Raw genomic sequence first — 19104 nt, 5'->3', positions numbered from 1 at the left:
AATAGAAAAACAATTTTCTCATTATCGTTTTAGTGTAAAGTGTCTTCTGTAAGTAGCTGATCCATCTCTAAATTCTGCTACAAACCAATAATCATTAGCTGGTAGAGGCTTACCGCCATAAGTTCCATCCCATTGATTATCTCTATTTAGTTGCTGAAGTAGTTTTCCATACCTATCAAAAATAAAAATGTCCATTTCTGGTGTATCCGCATTTCCTATTACACCCCATTGATCATTAATCCCATCATTATTAGGAGTAAAGAAATTTGGAAAACCTACTACAAATATGGATGCTGTGATTGAACCACATCCATTTATATCTATTGCAGTTACTTCATGCAACCCTAGCGAAACATTCGTAAATATGTTACTTTCTTGAGGGCTTCCATTATCTAATACATACTCATAAATACTATCTCCAACAACTGTGGCGATAATATCAGTACTGTCGGAAAATGCTCCTGCAGATAATTGAAGATCTAAACTTTCTGGATCACTAACACCTATAATTATTACCTCTGACGTTTCTGTACACATGGATACTACATCTGTATAGGTTACTGCATATGTTCCTGGTTGTGTAGCTTCGTAAAAAGATTGAGTAGCTCCGGGAATTATACTTCCCTCAAAACTCCATTCAAATGAAAAGTCTATTTCACTTAATTCTGTATTAATTATAAAAGAAGTAATCGTAGCTGGTCCTACACATATAACTCCTGATTCAATTTCTAACTCTTCAATATTTATAATTTCTACAAAAAACTGAACTTCATTTTCGCAATTGTTCCCATCAACTTCTCGTAAAAAAATTGTTTGACTTTCTTGTATAACATCTCCCGCATTTAACTGTGTACCATTCCCATTAGATCCCGTATAATAACTTTGCCCACTTTGTAACGTAGGCAACGTATAGCTTTCGCAAAAACGATCTCCTGGATTAGTTGGAGCTACTGGATTAGGTAAGGGATTTATGGTAATATCAAGGGTTTCCTCATCAAAGCAATTAGGCGTTGTTCCTGTTTCTGCGTATACATAAATCACCTGACTCGCACTAATTATTTCTCCAGCATTAAGTTGAGCACCTGCACCATTCATTTGTGTAAAGTAATTTCCAACTATCAGTGACGGTAGTTCATAAGATTCACAGGCTGCAATTGGATCAATAGGATCAATAACCGGAATATCCAAAATCTGATAAAAAACATCAATACGATCACTGGCACAATTTTCTGTTGTATCAAAAGCTTCTACCCTATATATATAATCACCAGCTGCAGTATCCGTTGGAGTATAAGTGGTACTATTCATTAGTAATGAATTTCCGTCTTGATCATACCAGTTTGCCGTTTGACCCGGTAATACATCTACCGATAACACTGGCGCCGTAGAACCAATACAAATACTTTCATTACTCGGGTTTGTAGGTTCCACAATATCTGGACAACTACAATCCGGAGCAGTAACCATTAAAGTTGCTACACAATCAGTATTACTAGGATTTGTTGCTGTTATTATTACATCAACTCCATCTGTAATTCCAGTAATCATTGAATTAGTAACATCAATAGTACCTTCATTAACTGGGTCTATTGAAATATCCCAAGTACCATTGGTAGTAAATGACACATCATAGGTCGTTCGGTTAGTAGCACATGTTGTAGATCCAAACACTAGTGTAGGCACTGTACTGATAGTTACAGATATTACTGCAGTATCGGTACACCCATTACTCGTTACTGTATATGTATAATCACCTTCAATATTAGTATCCGCGGTAATTGTACCACCGGGAATTACCGTCATCATAGCATCAGTCCATACGCCTCCCGCATCTTCTCCAGTTAATTCATCGAACAGATTAACAACAGTAGTATCTCCTTCACACAAAGCAACTGGTATCGGAGGTGTATCATTTGGTTCTCCTGCTTCTGGTGGAGCTGTAACCGTAAATATAACATCTACCAAATCACTCGTACACATTTCAACAGGGTCATAGGCTTCTACTCTAAATATATTATCTCCTAATACTAATTCGCCAATTTCTGGTGTAAATGTATCTGTATTTTGGGCTCGAGCAATAGGAGTTACTCCATCCGCAAGATACCAACGTCCTTCTAAACCTGGAGCAAGTGTAACTGTTACAGAAGGTAATGGTGTTGCATCTATACACGTTGTTATTGGTCCAGCTGGTACAATAGGTTCATCTATATCTGGACATTGACAAACATCATCAATTGTAACATCTATTAAGTATCTAATTGGTGGACAACCAGCAGATAATACAGGTAGCGTATATATATATACTCCATCTAAAATACCGGTAACAGTAGGATCTAATGTTCCTAAATGTCCTCCTGTAAGCGCTGTACCCATTGCAGGAACACTCCAGGTTCCTGTGGTTAATGTACCTACTGGTAATTCATCAAATAAATTGACAGGATCACATATAGTAATAGTTAGAGGGTCGACATCAACGTCCCCTATTTCTTCTCTCCAATCTCTCTCTACTGTTAAGGGATTATGGTTATTAGGAAAATCAGTAGGAACTGTACCTCCATTATTAGCATTTGTTCCGACAGTTAGCCTATCTAATACAACTGTATCAAATGCATTATCCAAACCATCACCATCTATATCAGAACCATCCGCTATAGTGTTAGGGATTCCATCCTGATCTATATCATATGCTTCTATAGTATCCTCTAAACAATCTCCTGATATAGGATCCGAGTTTAGATCTATATAATCAGGAGCTGCATTCGTGTTGGAATTTACTGGAGTTATTACAGTACCATTCGTATCATAACTATCATCTACTCCATTAAAATCTCCATCCACACCACTTGGTGCAATATATCCAACTGTTAACTGTCCTTCTATATTATCAATAATCCCATCGCCATCTGAATCGATATCGAGAAAGTTTTGATTAGAATCTGTATCAGAATTAATAACATTATGAACTACAGTAGTAGATGTACCATCTGCATTAATCGCTCCATCAAAACGTCCATCTCCATTTACATCAGCTGCTGCGTTTCCAGATTCTACAATATCATAAATACCATCATTATCAGCATCCAAATCTTGAGAATTTGGGATTCCGTCACGATCAAAGTCACAAGCATTTGTCGATAAAAAAATATTATCAATACCAATGTCATTACCATTACCATCCGTTCCTTGTCTGTTAATTACTCGTATTGTAACAATATTAACACCGGCAGGAGCAATAAAAGTATCTTCTACCAGAATCCAAGCATCGGAGCCATTCGCTATTTCACCAGAATTTTCACTAAAAAGAGGAGTCCCAGCAACTTGATCTAAAACTTCTATAGTTAAGTTCGCAGGTAACTCACCAGCATTATTATTTAAACTAGCAATAGACATGCTAAAGTTATATTCAAGACCAGGAGTAACTGGTAGATTTTCTGCCACAAAAACAGGTAAATCTGCAAAAGCACTTGATTTCATATTTATTGCTAAGTACCTACCATCTGTGTTTCCATCGGCATCAATATCTCCAACAAGATCTGTGGCCAGAAATGTAGCATCAAAACCTACATTTGTTCGATAGTGAGTAGAAGTAGCAACGTTATATTCTCCATCATTTCCATTAATATCTTGTGGCAACACAGGATTATAAGTTAACCCTAACCCTTCTGCATATCTGCTTCGGGTTGGACCTCCAAAACCAAAATCTTCTTCTAAAACAAAAATTGGTGTCGTTGTAGTTGCCGTACAAAAACCGTCCTCTATTGTATCAGGAATACCATCGTTGTCATCATCATTATCTGTTGTATCAGGAACTCCGTCATTATCCGAATCATTATTTCCACATGGCTTTACAGTTATTATAGCACTAACAGGAGGACACGCTGCTCCATTATCAATAGTATACGTAAAAGCTCCTCCATTAGGATCTGCAGTATCATATGTTCCTGTCCCATTACTCCAAACACCTCCAGCTTCTGGTCCCCCATCTAATTCATCAAATAAATTAATCACACCAGTTCTACCACATAGAAACATCGTTGTATTTAAACCTGGATTAGGTACTTCTTCTACTGTTACAGTTACAGTACTCCTAACTGAGCCAGAAGAACCTCCATTAACAGTAACAGTATATGTCGTTGTTTCTAAAGGTGTCTCCCGATAAAAAGAACAGGAACCATCACCACTAGGGAATGGACAATTTCTTATAAATGTTGGGTTGATTGTTTTTTCCCACTGAACGTTGTAGGTACTAGTTCCTCCTGAAGGTCTTGGAGGATCTATATCCAAATTCAATTGAATTTCGGTTCCTTTACAGACTGTCTTTGCTGTTAAACCATCATCAGTTTGAAAAGTAACAGTTTGACCATAGCTAAATGTAAATAAAAAGAGGGCTACGCAATTAGAAAATAGTATACGCATCATAGTTGCTGGCATTTATTAAGTTGGTTTTGATAAAAGCATCATCAACAGAGATATACTGTAATCCGCAACAAATTTTCGAACTAAAGGATTCAAAAAACGTATTCATAGGGATTTGGGTACTGGGTATACTTTCAAATTCTATCCTACATTCCTTAAGAATAATTAAGGAATACAAGTATTTTTTAGACCATAAATTGGGGGAAAATAAATGCACTACCCATAAGGATAAATTTGTGTTCACGATGGTTAAGTTTAGTGTATAGTAATAGTTCCGGAACTTACTTCAATGGTAGGGTGGGAAGATCATTGAAATAGACTACCGAAAAAAGGATAACGCACTATTGCTTATAATATTTCTACATCTTTAAAGTATTCGACATCGTGTAACCAATTACCGTCAGGAGCACATTTATGTGTTATTTATTATTATTTTTTGACAAAAAATCCTACACCAATCGCAAGATCTATTATGATTAGATTTCTTTGATAAAAATCTATAAAACACATCTATGTAATCTAATGATTACGGTTTATCAGTAATTTAATTTTTGGGTAAAACAATAATCAACTATATTTGAACACATTAAAACCACAACTCATGCCTTATATTAGTGATGATGAACTACTGGATTTTCAAGTCCAAATAGACAATGCAAAAGAAGAAAAAAGAGCCACTAACTACACTCATAATAAAGCTCTTAGAGATGAACAAGAAAGTAGTCGAAAATTTAAAATTGCTACAATAATCCTTGGAATTATTGCCCTTTTGGGAGTCGCGGGAACGATTTACTTCATGAAATTTAACACCTCTGACAATCTAATCACTAAAAGCGAATCTAAAGCAAAATCTGACATTCTTAAGAATAAGATTGCTGAACTCGAAGAGACTATTAAGAATCTATCTATGGATCAAGAGATTAATGGAACAGGGAGTGACACGAATGACGAACAAAATAAAGCATCCTTACAACAAGAGCTAGTATACGCTGTTCAGATTGGAGCTTTTGAAGAAAAAGATTTATCACTATATTCTGATAAGTTTGTTAATTTCAAACAAATCAAATCAGGAAGCTTTAATAAATATGCACTTGGTAATTTTGCCTCTTTATCTGAAGCTAAAAAATTCCGTAGAGAATTAGTTGGATTAGGTTTTAGAGGAGCATTTATTGCCTCATATCAGAATGGAAAACGCATAAAAATTGAAGAAGCTTGGTAACAAAAAAACCTCGAGGTTTTTTACTAATAAACCTCAAGGAATTTTCTTAACTAAACTAACCAACTCAATCTAAAACTTACTACACATTTACTACCACAAAAGTTCTTCCCGATTTTTTGTAGTACACCCCTTTGTGTTTATAATATCGTACTCCTCTAATTTTAACGGTCCTATATCCATTTGGCAAAGTACTTATACGTATACCTGCAGGAGCTGTAACTTTTACATATCTTCTATTCTTTTTTACATACCAGACACCATTATTTCTATAATACCTTACATTTTTATGTACTAAAACTCTAGGCTTATGAACCTTAGTCACCACCGCATTATTCACTGGACTAACTTTTACCGTAGTCGCACAAGAGGTTGATAATGTAAATAACATAATGCCAATTACTAATGTTTTCAATAATGTCTTCATAATAATCTTCTTTTAATGTTTTTCATTAATATGACCCAGATTATGAAGAAAGGTTTAATCTAATTTCTATATTTTATTTTTCTACATATTCTTTTATAGGCATATCATCTATCAAAACATCTTTAAGAACTACATGATCATCTTTGATATACACTAAAGCATATATATTATTAGATAAACTATCTCTATTTGCCTCGACATAAGCCATCTCCGCATCATATGCTTTTGTTTCTTCCATATAATAAGTATTGAATGGAAGTTGAAAATTCACTTGACCATTATAATAATATGTTACTCTAGCGGTCACATAATCTTTTTCAGTTTCTACAGGTACTTTACTTATCTCCGAAGCCTCAGCAAATCCTTCATTATCATTATTAAGATACACATAGATCTCTTCCCCTACTACATAGGTAGTATCGTTTGTATCAAAGTGATTCATCTCATACTGCAATGTGATATACTTTCCTCTAAATGGATCCGTAGGATCAATAGGCCGTGTTTTAAATTTATACTCTGTTCCTGAAATTAATACATCCTCATTATCTACGATCATATGAATTGGAACAAAAATCTGCGCCAATGCCACCACAACGAAAAGGATAAATAAATAAATGATTTTCATAGGTTTAATTTTTATAAATTAGATTTTTTCTGTTGTTTTTTTAGCATCATATAATTGGTAAGGAAAAAACCTGCCCCTACAATCACAAATAGTAAACCTTTTATAATAAAACTCATATCTGTATCAAAAAACCTACAAATAATAAGTATGGAAACAATCAATAGTCCATAGTTAAGGATTCCGAAATTAAACTTATCCGTTCCAATCTTAATTGCTGTAATTCCTAAAGTAAAAACCAATATATTAGTTAAAATCACAGGAATTACTTCTGCACCAGAAAGTAAGAAGAATAATCCCCAGAATATTAGAAATGAAATTTGAAATAGATTTATAGATCTAACACCTTTTTTGACAACAATATATCCCAAAGTGAAAATTGCTATACTTACTAAAAGTAATGAAACATAGAATTCTTGTGCTTGATACATAGTTATATTATACATCTCTTTCCAGGTCCATTTAAATGTAAATATCATTAGTAAAATGATAGTCCCCAAAGAGCCTATTATTAAGAATCCATTTCTAAGTGTCCTTAATTCTTTGAATATTGATAATCTACCAATATTATAGAAAATCCCAAAAAGAGTCATATACATCACAAAACCCAACTCCTCATTACCTCTAATAAATGCTCCTAAACCTATGGTAATACTTAAAGGAATAATCCAATTAAAAATTGTCGTTGCATTACTTGATATATTATTCTTGATCTTTAACCAATAGTGCGGTATGATTCCCAACATAAAAATAAAATACCACCAAGGAATACTGTAGTTTCTATAACTCCATATACCAACCTCAGCTACATAATATGTACCTGATAAGATTACTAGAAGTGTTACTGCATGTGATCTAAGCAAATAAATTAATGGAAGACATAGTATAGTCCAAGTCTTTAGAAACGAACCTAGATCACCTGATATATTATAAATCTGGCTTACTAAAGAAATACTAGCTCCTACTGCAAAAAACAGAAAAGTTCCTGAAGCCTCTTTCCAAGTGCGACTTTTATTTTTTAAAATAGAAAAACCAACAATAGACTGACCAATAACTAAAGGAACAAATGCCAGTATAGTTTTTGTTAGCCTAGAAAAATCATCCCAATTATGAGCTAACATTAAAATAATACCTGCCCCAATTAGTAATGCACCAAAAATCCCAAATATGGTAAACAGTTTGTTAGGTTTAGTTCCTTCTTTCTGACCATAATATCGAGATATCTTATCTGCAATTTCCGATGAGATCACTTGATCACTCACCAATTCTTTTAATTCTTTATTAAATTTTGAACTCATAATTTTGATGATTAAAAAGTTGTAATTATTTAAAAGGAATAATTAATTTTATAAAAAATTACCTCCCTCAAAATGACCTTATTACTTAGATACTAATCTGTTGAATATTATAACAGAGTAGAATAATTAAACTAAAGATTAATTCTAAAATTGAAAGCTTGAGAGGCTTTATCCACTTTACCAAAATTCGATCGATTATAAAAAAAGGAATAAAAAGAATAACTCCACTTAAAATTAATACTCCTCCTAAACTAGCACCGCCATTAAGAGTTAGTCCATAAATTACAGAAGGTATTCCTAGGACAAAAACAATAATCCCTATCATAAAAAACAAAGTTGGTTTATTCTTTAAATTCTGTTTGGAGTTCTGCATTATGAATCGATAAAAATGACTTATTCTTTACTCTATTTCTTTTTACAATAAATATAAATCAGGTCTTCAATAGAAGTATCACCTAAGTCTCTGGCTTTCTTTAAATCCTCACAAGCACTTTTTGTTTCTTCTTTTGAAGGCTGAATATTGCCGTTCCCGGTTAACAAATTAATCTTAGCAGTACCCCTATTCGCATATGCCTGAAAATAATTTGGGTAAAATTCTATCGCGTTTGTATAATCTATAATTGATTGCTCAAAATTTCCAAGTACATCATTGGCAGTTCCTCTAATAAAATAAAGCTCAGGGTCCGTAGAATTAACTTTAAAGTATTCATCACAGTTCTTAATCACTTCTTGATATTTTCCCTGGGAATAGTTAATTCTCGCTATCCAATAAATTGATGCTTCCATCATTTTACTATTACTATTTTTATCAATAACATACTTGTAATCTTCTTTGGCTTGATCTAGATATCCTGCATGCATTTTAGACAACCCTCTATCAACAAAAGAAGCCATATCGGTACTATCAAGTTTTATAGCCTCTGTAAAATCGAGAATAGCAAGATCATATTCCTTTAACTTATCTCTTGATAATCCCCTATTAATATATCCCGTTTTCTTAACAAGATCTACATCAATTTTTTCAATTAACTGAGTATAATTTTTTATCGCTTTCTTATACTTCCCCTTTTTAAAATTTTCATTCCCTTTTAAGTATATAGCGGTCCCTTTATCTTGTGAAAAAACTGCTATTGACATTAAACACACAATTCCTTTTACTATATTTTTATACATTTCTAACTTATTAATTCATTATCGAACTATACTAAAAAAAGGCAGCTACAGCCGTAGCTGCCTTTTCTAATCATCAAAACAAGGAACTACAATATTGTAGTCCCTCCTTTTGATTTACTCTCCAATTACACTTCTTTTGCCTCAATGAATTTTTTATCTCTCGTATTTTTCTGTACCGCAATCGCTGCAAATAAACTTAGCGTAAATGACATTCCGTAGAAGCCTTTTTCACTCAAATCTAGATCTGCATTCCACAATCCTATAATTAATAAAACAATCGATGCTAACGCTGCAAACCAACTAATTCCATAATAGATCTCTGTTACCTGTAAGCCTTCTAATTTATCTCGTACATTTTTCTGAACAGATACTGCTGAAAACAATCCAAATAGTAAGATAGTGAAATAATAACCTTTCTCATTTAGTAACATATCTGCATTCCATAAACCTGTACAGAATGATACCATACCTGCAAACAGTGCTACCCAAGAAGCCCCAATAAAAGCTGATGTTGGTTTTTGATCATATACTTTGATTTCATTTTTATCAATTTGATCATTTACAATTTCTTCTGTTACTTCGTTGCTAAACTTGTAATCCATAATAATTAATTTTGATGATTAAATTTTATTTCAATTATTTGTTTTGAACAGGACAAATTTGCGACGACTTGATGAATTTAAAAACTCAAATTTCACAAAAAACTTACGATATATTTGTTGTTTCTAATTATCTTATACTTTATTTATAGTATATTCACCCACAACACACTTACGATATAATGAATACTATTTCTTCTATAATCGCTACTTTATCTACAGAAGAAAAAAAGAGTTTTATCAACTATCTAAAAAGCAAAAACAAGAGAAATGACACCAAAAACATTGAACTGTTTAGGGCTATAGACTCATCAACTAATCACAAAGATTTAGATGTAAAAATATATGGAAAAAGTGCTAAAGGTGCTTATCATGCGCTTTGCAAAAGGTTACACGATAATCTTATTGACTTCATTGCTACCAAAAGTTTTGAAACCGAAACTTCTGAAGAGATGGAGATTTTCAAACTACTACTAGCAAGTAGAATTTTCTTTGAACAAAAACAGTATAAGATTGCTTTAAAAACGATAAAAAAAGCCGAACTAAAAGCAAAAACCTTTGATCTTTTTAGTGTATTACACGAAATTCATTACACAAAAATTCAGTATGCTCACGTAGACCCAAACACAACTTTAGCATCCTTAATACAAGATCTTAAAGAAAACCAAACTTTATTACGACAAGAAGAAAACCTAAATCTCTTTTACGCCAATATCCAAAAAGAACTTTCTCAAAATAGTAACAATATATCTCTGATCATTAAAGAATCTTTAAAAGCATTTGAAATATCAGTTACAAATGATTTAACTTTTAGATCATTATTTAAAATTCTTGACATTACTAATAAAGCAGCAAATGTTACTCAGAACTTTCACTCACTTCTTTCTTTTGTAGAGAAAACATACCAACAAATTGATTCCAAAGAACAACTTACAGATAAACACTTATTTTACCATATTCAGATATTATATTATGTTGCAAATTCTTATTTCAGAAATAAAGATTTTACGGCTTCTTACACATACTTGAAACAAATGGAAATACAGATGCTAAAACAGCAAGAGAAATATTACAAAAGATTTCTTCCCCAATTAAAACTATTACAAGTATTGAATGATAATTACACAGGTGAAGCAAAAAAGGCAATAATATCTTTAGAAGATTTTAATTATAACCAATTTAAAGATCAAACTACTTATGTTTTAGATCTAAAACTAACACAAGTCGTTTTTTACTTCCAACAATCTAGATTTAAAGAATCATTAAGGCTTCTAAACGAACTACACCATAGCGATGTTTGGTATACAGAAAAGGCTGGAACCCTTTGGGTTATCAGAAAAAATCTAACAGAAATATTATTACACATAGAATTAGATCATCTCGATTTAGTAACTTCTAGAATGAAAAGTTTTAGAAAAAAACACCGTTCTTACTTAATGGACAATAACGAAAATAGAGTTTTGGAGTTTTTATCTTTGGCAACCAGCTTCTATTTCAATAGTTACACCATAAAAACGGAAGCGTTTTTATTAAAAATAGAACATTCTTTAATTCAAAATAACCCAGATCAAGAGGATATTTTTGTAATGAGTTTTTATGCCTGGTTAAAAGCAAAAGTATTACAATTAGATTTATATAAAACTACATTACAAGTTGTGCATCAACCTCAAAAAGACTCACCCTCGACTTGAACTTTATTTTTATGCTTAATAATTAGATCTAACAACAAAATAAATAGTACAGGCAACATCCATTGATGATATATCAAATATCTACCAATACTATGCTGAACAACGCAAATCAACAACACATTACTAAAAGTTAACAACAGGAATACGAAAGCAAGCAAACCAAGTTTTTCTTTTCTTTTTATCCAAATATAAAATGAACTTATCAATAATAAAAGACATAACCATATCATATAAAACCCCCCAAAAGCATGTGCTACATTTTTATAAAAAAGATCAACACATTTCCAAAAATTATCAAATAACAACGGCAACCACATTCTCTTTAATATTACATCATTAGCAATTAAAGCTTCAAGAGAATCCGGGTCTGATGGCATTAAAAACCTCCTACCTTCGATTGAAAATACACCATAGGATATATTCACAAAATTATAATCAAAATGATGGAATACATTATCATTTACAGGCATATAAAAATCATCTAAAAGTTTACGTTCGTAAGCTATAGAGTACATATGTTTATAATACTCCTGAACTTTAGAATCTTCATAAATTTGATAATCCTCTTCATCAGCTACAAAAAATGGCATAATCATTACCTGAAGTCCTGTACTAGAAATATTAATATATTTACCGTGTACCACATAATGAAAGGTTTTCTGAGTTACAGAAACCAGTATTGGCATCAGTAATAAGAATATTATAGGAATTAAATATTGCCTGAAATTTTTACTTATATACCATCGATAAACAAGAATTAAAAATAATATCGGTAGTATAAAGAAAAACTGCGTTCGTATCAATAATCCCGCAAAAACACTTAAAAACAATAGCGTGATCATTCTTTTATCGCTCAAAAATAAATATTGTATCAAAAACGCAGAGATCATTAAAAAACAAGGATAAGCCAATCCTTGTGTCACAATACGATTTACAGTCAAATATTCCGGAATAATCACAGGAGCCAATAACATAACTTCAATCAACAATATCAATCGATAATCTAAATCAAATACTTTTTTGATTGTTCTGACCACATATACACAGGAAACAAAACACAGAATTAATTGAACAAATACAATGATATAGTAATAATTATCTTCACCAAATAATTTTCTAAAAACGAAAAGAAAAGTTCCATATCCCGGCGGTGTAATCAAAGAAAGGCCGACATAACTCATAGTATCTGGCTCTACAACTACTCCAACCCAAACAACATAGATGCAAACAAATAAATATAAAAATATTCTAAGCAAACGATGAAGCAAAGTGTACTGCATAAACAATTTTATAATTCCGGATTAAATGTAGTGCAATTATTCTAATTGTGAAAAGTAGAAATTAGCAATCGAAAAAATACTAATTGCCTTGATTTTAGGCTTTAACTTTCCTTTCACTACTATGCCATAGTTATTTCTTTATCTTCGGCCGATAAAAATTAACTCATGCTCAAAAATACATTATACCTTTTATTGGTATTTACAGTAACTCTCTCCAGTTGCTCTTCATTACAAAACAAAAAAAATAAAAAACCTGCTACCGCGGCAGCTAAAAAACCTGGTAAAGACAAAAATGCTATTAAACCTTATAAAGAGGTTATCACGAAAAAAGCTAAAAGTGATCCAGGGCTTTTCACTGTTCATAACATAGAGGACAAATACTTTTATGAAATCCCGGATTCACTATTTAACAGAGAGATGTTGATGGTAACCAGAATTGCTAAAACCGCTACAGGGATTGGTTTTGGTGGCGGAAAACAGAATACACAGGTACTTAGATGGCAAAGAAAGAACAAAAAAGTATTACTAAGAGTGGTATCACATCAGATTTATGCTGCGGACTCTTTACCAATTCATGAAGCAGTCGAAAATTCTAACTTCGAACCTGTTTTGTTTTCCTTTCCAATAAAAGCTTTTCATAAAGATTCCGTTAATAATGCAACCGTAATTGATGTTACAGACTTATTTAAGAAAGATGTAAAAGCCATTGGTTTTCCAGCTTCAAGAAGAAAACGATTTAAGATTACTCGACTAGACGCTAGCCTTTCATATATCGACTCAATAAGAAGTTATCCTCTTAATATAGAAACACGACACGTAAAAACATATAATGCTGGAGCACCTCCTTCTAATGCTAGTACAGGAACTATTTCATTAGAAATGAGTAATTCGATGATTTTACTTCCAGAAACACAGATGAAACGCAGAATGTTTGATCAACGAGTAGGGTGGTTTGCAAGAGGACAAACTGATTATGGACTAGATGCACAAGAAAGTAAAACTATACGATATTTAGATCGATGGAGATTAGAAGTTCGTGATGAAGATATCGAAAAATTTAAAAGAGGTGAATTAGTAGTTCCTAAAAAACAGATTGTCTATTATATTGATCGTGCTACTCCGAAAAAATGGGTGAAATATATTAAACAAGGTATTGAAGATTGGCAAATAGCTTTTGAAGAAGCTGGTTTTAAAGAAGCCATTATTGCTAAAGATCCTCCAACAAAAGAAGAAGATCCAGATTGGAGTCCAGAAGACGTAAGATACTCAGTAGTTCGCTATTTAGCCTCTCCTATCCCTAACGCCAATGGACCACATGTAAGTGATCCAAGATCAGGAGAAATTTTAGAAAGTGATATTAATTGGTACCATAATGTAATGACATTACTACGCAATTGGTTTTTTGTACAAACTGCAGCAATTAATCCAGACGCCCAAGGAGTCGCTTTTAAAGATGAAGTTATGGGACGATTAATCCGATTTGTATCCTCACATGAGGTTGGTCATACGTTGGGATTACCTCATAACATGGGTAGTAGTGTAGCATACCCTGTAGATTCACTACGTGATCCTGCATTTACAAAAAAGTATGGAACAGCACCTTCCATTATGGATTATGCTCGTTTTAATTACATTGCACAGCCAGGTGATGGAGATGTGGCATTAATGCCAGAAATCGGAATTTATGACAAATACTCTATCAAATGGGGGTACCGACCAATTCTTGAAACTACTGCCAAAGAGGAAAAGAAAACCTTAGATAGCTGGATATTAAAACATGCTGATGATCCAAAATATCGTTTTGGAAGACAGCAATTTGGCGTAATTGACCCTAGCTCACAAACCGAAGATCTTGGTGATGATGCTGTAAAAGCAAGTACATACGGTATTGCTAACTTAAAAAGAATTATCCCTAATCTAATCCAATGGACAGCAGAAGATGGCAAAAATTATAATGATCTACAAACCATGTATGGGCAAGTTTTAAGTCAATACAACAGATATATGGGGCATGTTTCTTCTAATATTGGTGGAGTATACGAATATTACAAAACCTACGATCAAGAAGGTGCTGTTTACACACACGTAACTAAAGAAAATCAGAAACGTGCGATGAAATTTTTACAAGAGCAGTTATTTACTACTCCAAACTGGTTATTAGATGCGACTATATTTAATAAAATAGAATCTGCAGGTAGTGTAGAACGTGTTCGTAGTTTTCAGACTAGAACATTAAACAATTTACTGGATCAAGGTAGAATGGCACGATTAATAGAAAACGAAGCTTTAAATACAACTAATGCGTATTCGTTAATAGATATGATGACAGAATTACGATCTGGTATTTGGAAAGAGTTACGAACGGGAACCACAATTGATGTATATCGTCGTAATTTACAACGTGCATACTTAGAAAGGTTAGAATTCTTGATGACAAAAGAGCAAACACCAATTCCTGCTAATTTTAGACGTTTCGTGCGACGTACTAATGTGGATGTATCACAAAGTGATATCAGACCGATCGTAAGAGCAGAATTAAAGAATTTACAAAGAAATATAAATAGTACTATAGGTCGAACATCTAATAGAATGACTAGATATCACTTACAGGATGCAGCCGAAAGAATCTCGCTAATATTGGATCCGAAAAAATAATAGATTAAAATATAATTTATAAAATAAAAAGCCGATCTAGATAAGATCGGCTTTTTATTTTATAAATTTTCTGCTATTGCAGAAACTGCTTTTATAGTAGTATCTAAATCCTCGTAAGTTAAGGCCTCGGTTATAAACCAGGTTTCGAATGCACTCGGTGCTATATATATCCCTTGGTTTAACATTCCATGAAAGAATTTCTTAAACGTATCATTATTACCTTCTGCAGCGCTTTCAAAATCTATTACAGGATTCTCAGAAAAATGAACAGAAATCATCGAGCCTACTCTGTTAATAGTATGCACAATATTTTTTTCTATTAATGCTTTAGCAATACCCTCATGTAAGTATTCAGTCTTTTTTGCGATACTATCAAAGATATTTGAATTCTCATGCAACTCAGTCAACATAGCCAATCCTGCAGCCATAGCCAATGGATTACCACTTAAAGTTCCTGCCTGATATACTGGGCCCAAAGGCGCTAAATGATTCATAATTTCTTCTCTAGCAGCAAAAGCTCCAACCGGAAGTCCACCTCCAATTACTTTACCAAAAGTTACAATATCAGCTTTAATTCCATATAGCTCTTGCACGCCTCCTTTTGCCAACCTAAAGCCGGTCATTACTTCATCAAAAATCAACAAAATATTATGAGCATCACAAAGGGATCTTAATCCTTCTAAAAAACCTTTAACTGGAGGAATACACCCCATATTACCAGCTACCGGTTCTATAATGATACATGCTATTTCATTCTTATTAGAATTAATAATTTCTTCAACATTACCTAGATCATTATATCTAGCAAGCAACGTATCTTTTGCCGTACCTTCTGTAACTCCAGGACTGTTTGGGCTTCCAAAAGTAACTGCACCACTACCTGCCTGAATCAAAAAAGAATCACTATGACCGTGATAACAGCCAGCGAATTTAATAATCTTATCTTTCTTAGTAAATCCTCTGGCCAATCTTACCGCACTCATACAAGCCTCTGTGCCAGAATTCACAAAACGTATTTTATCTATATTAGGAACCATCGATACTGCCAACTCAGCAATCTTAGTTTCAATTTCTGTTGGCATTCCAAAACTGGTTCCTTTCTTAGCTTTTTCGACTACAGCATCTACAACTGGCTGATGCGCGTGGCCAAGAATCATTGGACCCCAAGAATTGATATAATCTATCAATCTATTACCATCTTCGTCATACAAATAAGCTCCTTTTGCTTCTTTTACAAAAATTGGATCTCCTCCAACTGCTTTAAATGCACGAACAGGAGAGTTAACTCCACCCGGAATTACTTTTTGAGCCTCTCTAAATAGAGTACTACTTCTTTTATAAATCATATTGGATTAAAATTCTTCAGAATCCTCACTTGGTTCTTGTACCTTAAGCACTTGTCCGATAGCGATCCCATTATCTTTTAAATTATTAAACGCCTTAAGTTCAGTAACTTTCATATTATACCTCTTAGATATTGAATATAGAGTATCCCCTTTTTGAACCACATACTCACCATTTTTTGATTTAGTAGCTGTTCTAACATTAGGTTTCTTCTTCTCTGTAACAGTATACGATTTTCCTAAAACCTCTGCATCGTATTTATCCAATTCATACCGCTCTATAATACTTATAAGCTTAACCGGATATTTCTTATCTGTTGCATAACCAGCTGCACGTAATCCATATGCCCAAGATTTATAATCATCTTGCTTGTAGGTGAAAAGTTTCGCATAGCGTTTTCTATTCTTTAAAAACAAAGAATGATCTCTAAAGGAGTGACTTGCTTCTTCATATTTTCTAAAACATTCCTGAGATCGATCATCATCGTGATACACTCTATCACCTGTCCAATCATGGCATTTAATCCCAAAATGGTTTTTTGCCTTACTGGTAAGATCTCCGTAACCAGCACCTGATTCTAAAATCCCCTGAGCTAATGTTATACTTGCAGGAATACCGTACTGGGTCATCTCGTGCTTGGCAATACCTACATACTCAAATATATAATTCTGAACTTTTTCTTTGTAAGAAACCGTAGTAAGCGGCTTTTTCGGTTTTGTTACCTCTTCTTTAACCTCTTTTACTTCTCTTTTTACTTCAGTTTTTCTAGAAACAGTTTTGGTTCTTCTAGAAGTAGTTGCTTTTTTACTACCTCCACAGGAAACAATGAATGTAGCAACACAAAACAACGTTATAATTCTCCTCACGTTCATATCAAATTCTAATAAGCGGAAGCTTTTTTTTACTTAGCTTCTTATTCATACCCGAAATGCCTTGCAATCCTCCAGTATGGATGGCTAAAATACGAGTATTTTTTGTAAAAAACCCTTTCTGTATTTTATCAAAAAGGCCATACATCATCTTTCCTGTATAGATTGGATCCAAAGCAATATTTTGTTCTTTGCAAAACCTATTAATAAACTCAATTAATGATGGATTTATTTTACCATACCCCCCAAAATGATACTCTTTTGTCAAACTCCAATTTGCTTTATTAGCATATTTATTAATTTCATCAGAAAGAAAATCTCCTTTTAAGGCAGGAAATCCAATAATATTCTGATGCTCAAGACTAGCATTTATAATACCAGAAATAGTCCCTCCAGTTCCTACCGCACAACATAAATAATCATATATCTCATCCTTACCAGTTAAAATTTCTTTACATCCTTCTACTGCTAACTCATTAGTACCTCCTTCTGGAATAGAATAAAAGGAACCAAATTCTTTTTTTAACATTTTTAAAAAAGATTCTGATGCTTTTTCTTTGTAATCTTTTCTGCTAACAAACTTTAATCGCATACCATTATCCGAAGCGAAACGAAGTGTATCATTCCCTGATAATGTATGATCTAAATCATGGCCTAACTCATCACCTCTGATCACACCAATAGCGTGCAATCCAACTAATTTTCCAGCTGCCGCTGTAGCTGCAATATGGTTACTATATGCTCCCCCAAACGTAAGTATCGTATTAAAACCCTTTTTTTTAGCCTCTAAAAGATTGTATTTAAGCTTTCTGAATTTATTACCGGAAATGTGATCATGAATAAGATCTTCTCTTTTCATGTGAATAGACACTCCTGCTTGTTTTAAAACAGGGTGCACTATTTCTTCATTTTTTGATTCTCTTACTTCAGAAGAAAAAAAATTCATAGTAAGTTATAAGTATTTGGTAAAACTCCAGAGTTTTCGGTTCTTTAGATAAGAAAGTTCCGCTTCCATTTCGTATGCTTCTCTTTCAAAAGAAATATTACGATAAGCCTCTTTAGAGTTTTTGTACTGGAACAATCGAACAATATACTCCGTTAGATAAAAGAAGTAAAATGGTATTACCAGTAGTTCCAATTGTTGTTTTAAATGAATTTTCTCATGATTAATGAAAACAACATCATCTTTCAAATGGCGATTTTTCACCACAATAAAAGGCCAAAGTGCGATTCCCACAAAATGACGACCTATCAAATATTTGTTAACTACAATTGGCATCTTAGCGCAAGATAGTATTTTTGTATCGATGAGCAATCCTAAAAGAATACTAAAACCCGAAGAAGGAGACTATTATCTTACTCCTGAAGGGTACCGATGTTTTACAGAACAATATCATCTAAAAAGAGGATATTGTTGTGAGAGCGGTTGTAGGCATTGTCCCTATGGCTATGATAAAAAAACAAATAAATATACTAAAGAGTAATTCTATGTTACTCATGGTATGATTGTTGTG

The 19104-nt window shown here is 33.1% G+C and carries 16 protein-coding genes; 4 read left to right on the top strand and 12 right to left on the bottom strand.

Going from position 1 to position 19104, the window contains the following annotated elements; genetic code table 11:
• Nucleotides 1-21: 21 nt before the first annotated feature.
• Nucleotides 22-4431, bottom strand: coding sequence for a T9SS type B sorting domain-containing protein (locus BMY33_RS15615; protein WP_091410256.1), 4410 nt, complete (start codon nucleotides 4429-4431; stop codon nucleotides 22-24).
• A 586-nt stretch (nucleotides 4432-5017) separates the two neighbouring features.
• Between BMY33_RS15615 and BMY33_RS15610 the strand changes: the two genes are divergently transcribed.
• Nucleotides 5018-5635 carry an SPOR domain-containing protein gene (locus tag BMY33_RS15610; protein ID WP_091410254.1) on the top strand — a complete coding sequence of 206 codons (618 nt, stop codon included), beginning with the start codon at nucleotides 5018-5020 and terminating at the stop codon, nucleotides 5633-5635.
• Between the two features lie 79 nt (nucleotides 5636-5714).
• Here BMY33_RS15610 and BMY33_RS15605 read toward each other — a convergent pair whose 3' ends face one another.
• The 6 genes from BMY33_RS15605 to yiaA all read right to left on the bottom strand — a co-directional run bounded on the left by BMY33_RS15605 (nucleotide 5715) and on the right by yiaA (nucleotide 9754).
• Entirely contained in the window at nucleotides 5715-6059 is a 345-nt protein-coding gene (locus tag BMY33_RS15605) for a DUF6515 family protein (protein ID WP_091410252.1), read from the bottom strand.
• 73 nt (nucleotides 6060-6132) lie between these two features.
• Nucleotides 6133-6684 carry a GDYXXLXY domain-containing protein gene (locus BMY33_RS15600; RefSeq protein ID WP_091410251.1) on the bottom strand — a complete coding sequence of 184 codons (552 nt, stop codon included), beginning with the start codon at nucleotides 6682-6684 and terminating at the stop codon, nucleotides 6133-6135.
• 11 nt (nucleotides 6685-6695) lie between these two features.
• The gene (locus tag BMY33_RS15595; RefSeq protein WP_091410249.1) at nucleotides 6696-7979 is read right to left on the bottom strand and encodes a DUF2157 domain-containing protein; all 1284 of its coding nucleotides are present in this window, start codon (nucleotides 7977-7979) and stop codon (nucleotides 6696-6698) included.
• An 85-nt stretch (nucleotides 7980-8064) separates the two neighbouring features.
• A complete protein-coding gene (locus tag BMY33_RS15590; RefSeq protein WP_091410248.1) occupies nucleotides 8065-8352 on the bottom strand; it encodes a hypothetical protein in 288 nt (95 codons plus the stop codon).
• Nucleotides 8353-8384: 32 nt separating this feature from the next.
• Entirely contained in the window at nucleotides 8385-9152 is a 768-nt protein-coding gene (locus BMY33_RS15585) for a tetratricopeptide repeat protein (protein WP_091410246.1), read from the bottom strand.
• 125 nt (nucleotides 9153-9277) lie between these two features.
• On the bottom strand, nucleotides 9278-9754 hold the full coding sequence (yiaA, locus tag BMY33_RS15580) for an inner membrane protein YiaA (RefSeq protein WP_091410244.1): 477 nt from the start codon (nucleotides 9752-9754) through the stop codon (nucleotides 9278-9280).
• A gap of 179 nt (nucleotides 9755-9933) precedes the next feature.
• On the opposite strand from yiaA, the gene BMY33_RS23805 reads away from it, so the two are divergent.
• A complete protein-coding gene (locus BMY33_RS23805) occupies nucleotides 9934-11442 on the top strand; it encodes a hypothetical protein (protein WP_091410242.1) in 1509 nt (502 codons plus the stop codon).
• Here the strand turns inward: BMY33_RS23805 and BMY33_RS15570 are convergent.
• Nucleotides 11418-12722 (bottom strand): glycosyltransferase family protein, encoded by a 1305-nt coding sequence (locus tag BMY33_RS15570; protein ID WP_091410241.1) that lies wholly within the window; start codon nucleotides 12720-12722, stop codon nucleotides 11418-11420. The two genes, BMY33_RS23805 and BMY33_RS15570, sit on opposite strands and share 25 nt — an antisense overlap.
• A 165-nt stretch (nucleotides 12723-12887) precedes the next feature.
• On the opposite strand from BMY33_RS15570, the gene BMY33_RS15565 reads away from it, so the two are divergent.
• Nucleotides 12888-15377, top strand: a complete 2490-nt coding sequence (locus BMY33_RS15565) for a zinc-dependent metalloprotease (RefSeq protein WP_091410239.1) — start codon at nucleotides 12888-12890, stop codon at nucleotides 15375-15377.
• 59 nt (nucleotides 15378-15436) lie between these two features.
• Here the strand turns inward: BMY33_RS15565 and hemL are convergent, their stop codons facing one another.
• Genes hemL through BMY33_RS15545 form a run of 4 tightly spaced genes read right to left on the bottom strand, consistent with a single transcriptional unit; the run spans nucleotide 15437 to nucleotide 18869 of the window.
• Nucleotides 15437-16723: a glutamate-1-semialdehyde 2,1-aminomutase gene (gene hemL, locus BMY33_RS15560; RefSeq protein ID WP_091410237.1), complete on the bottom strand. Its 1287-nt coding sequence runs from the start codon at nucleotides 16721-16723 to the stop codon at nucleotides 15437-15439.
• Nucleotides 16724-16729: 6 nt separating this feature from the next.
• Nucleotides 16730-17593: a glucosaminidase domain-containing protein gene (locus BMY33_RS15555; RefSeq protein WP_091410235.1), complete on the bottom strand. Its 864-nt coding sequence runs from the start codon at nucleotides 17591-17593 to the stop codon at nucleotides 16730-16732.
• 1 nt (nucleotide 17594) lies between these two features.
• Nucleotides 17595-18536 (bottom strand): 1-aminocyclopropane-1-carboxylate deaminase/D-cysteine desulfhydrase, encoded by a 942-nt coding sequence (locus tag BMY33_RS15550; protein ID WP_091410234.1) that lies wholly within the window; start codon nucleotides 18534-18536, stop codon nucleotides 17595-17597.
• 6 nt (nucleotides 18537-18542) lie between these two features.
• On the bottom strand, nucleotides 18543-18869 hold the full coding sequence (locus BMY33_RS15545; RefSeq protein WP_091410232.1) for a hypothetical protein: 327 nt from the start codon (nucleotides 18867-18869) through the stop codon (nucleotides 18543-18545).
• Nucleotides 18870-18897: 28 nt separating this feature from the next.
• Here BMY33_RS15545 and BMY33_RS23535 point away from each other — a divergent pair, with 28 nt between their 5' ends.
• Nucleotides 18898-19074 (top strand): C1orf53 family protein, encoded by a 177-nt coding sequence (locus BMY33_RS23535; RefSeq protein WP_158594409.1) that lies wholly within the window; start codon nucleotides 18898-18900, stop codon nucleotides 19072-19074.
• Nucleotides 19075-19104 lie beyond the last annotated feature (30 nt).

This window comes from Aquimarina amphilecti (assembly GCF_900109375.1).
Classification (GTDB): domain Bacteria; phylum Bacteroidota; class Bacteroidia; order Flavobacteriales; family Flavobacteriaceae; genus Aquimarina; species Aquimarina amphilecti.
Note: the sequence above shows the minus strand (reverse complement) of the source record. Positions and strands in the feature narration are given on the sequence as shown.

Excerpts from the sequence above, each read along its gene's own strand:
- hemL (WP_091410237.1), bottom strand. The coding sequence starts at position 16,723 with ATGATTTATAAAAGAAGTAGTACTCTATTTAGAGAGGCTCAAAAAGTA.
- BMY33_RS15595 (WP_091410249.1), bottom strand. The coding sequence starts at position 7,979 with ATGAGTTCAAAATTTAATAAAGAATTAAAAGAATTGGTGAGTGATCAA.
- BMY33_RS23805 (WP_091410242.1), top strand. The coding sequence starts at position 9,934 with ATGAATACTATTTCTTCTATAATCGCTACTTTATCTACAGAAGAAAAA.
- BMY33_RS15585 (WP_091410246.1), bottom strand. The coding sequence starts at position 9,152 with ATGTATAAAAATATAGTAAAAGGAATTGTGTGTTTAATGTCAATAGCA.
- BMY33_RS15615 (WP_091410256.1), bottom strand. The coding sequence starts at position 4,431 with ATGCCAGCAACTATGATGCGTATACTATTTTCTAATTGCGTAGCCCTC.
- BMY33_RS15545 (WP_091410232.1), bottom strand. The coding sequence starts at position 18,869 with ATGCCAATTGTAGTTAACAAATATTTGATAGGTCGTCATTTTGTGGGA.
- BMY33_RS15605 (WP_091410252.1), bottom strand. The coding sequence starts at position 6,059 with ATGAAGACATTATTGAAAACATTAGTAATTGGCATTATGTTATTTACA.
- yiaA (WP_091410244.1), bottom strand. The coding sequence starts at position 9,754 with ATGGATTACAAGTTTAGCAACGAAGTAACAGAAGAAATTGTAAATGAT.
- BMY33_RS15610 (WP_091410254.1), top strand. The coding sequence starts at position 5,018 with ATGCCTTATATTAGTGATGATGAACTACTGGATTTTCAAGTCCAAATA.
- BMY33_RS23535 (WP_158594409.1), top strand. The coding sequence starts at position 18,898 with ATGAGCAATCCTAAAAGAATACTAAAACCCGAAGAAGGAGACTATTAT.
- BMY33_RS15565 (WP_091410239.1), top strand. The coding sequence starts at position 12,888 with ATGCTCAAAAATACATTATACCTTTTATTGGTATTTACAGTAACTCTC.
- BMY33_RS15600 (WP_091410251.1), bottom strand. The coding sequence starts at position 6,684 with ATGAAAATCATTTATTTATTTATCCTTTTCGTTGTGGTGGCATTGGCG.
- BMY33_RS15590 (WP_091410248.1), bottom strand. The coding sequence starts at position 8,352 with ATGCAGAACTCCAAACAGAATTTAAAGAATAAACCAACTTTGTTTTTT.
- BMY33_RS15555 (WP_091410235.1), bottom strand. The coding sequence starts at position 17,593 with ATGAACGTGAGGAGAATTATAACGTTGTTTTGTGTTGCTACATTCATT.
- BMY33_RS15550 (WP_091410234.1), bottom strand. The coding sequence starts at position 18,536 with ATGAATTTTTTTTCTTCTGAAGTAAGAGAATCAAAAAATGAAGAAATA.
- BMY33_RS15570 (WP_091410241.1), bottom strand. The coding sequence starts at position 12,722 with ATGCAGTACACTTTGCTTCATCGTTTGCTTAGAATATTTTTATATTTA.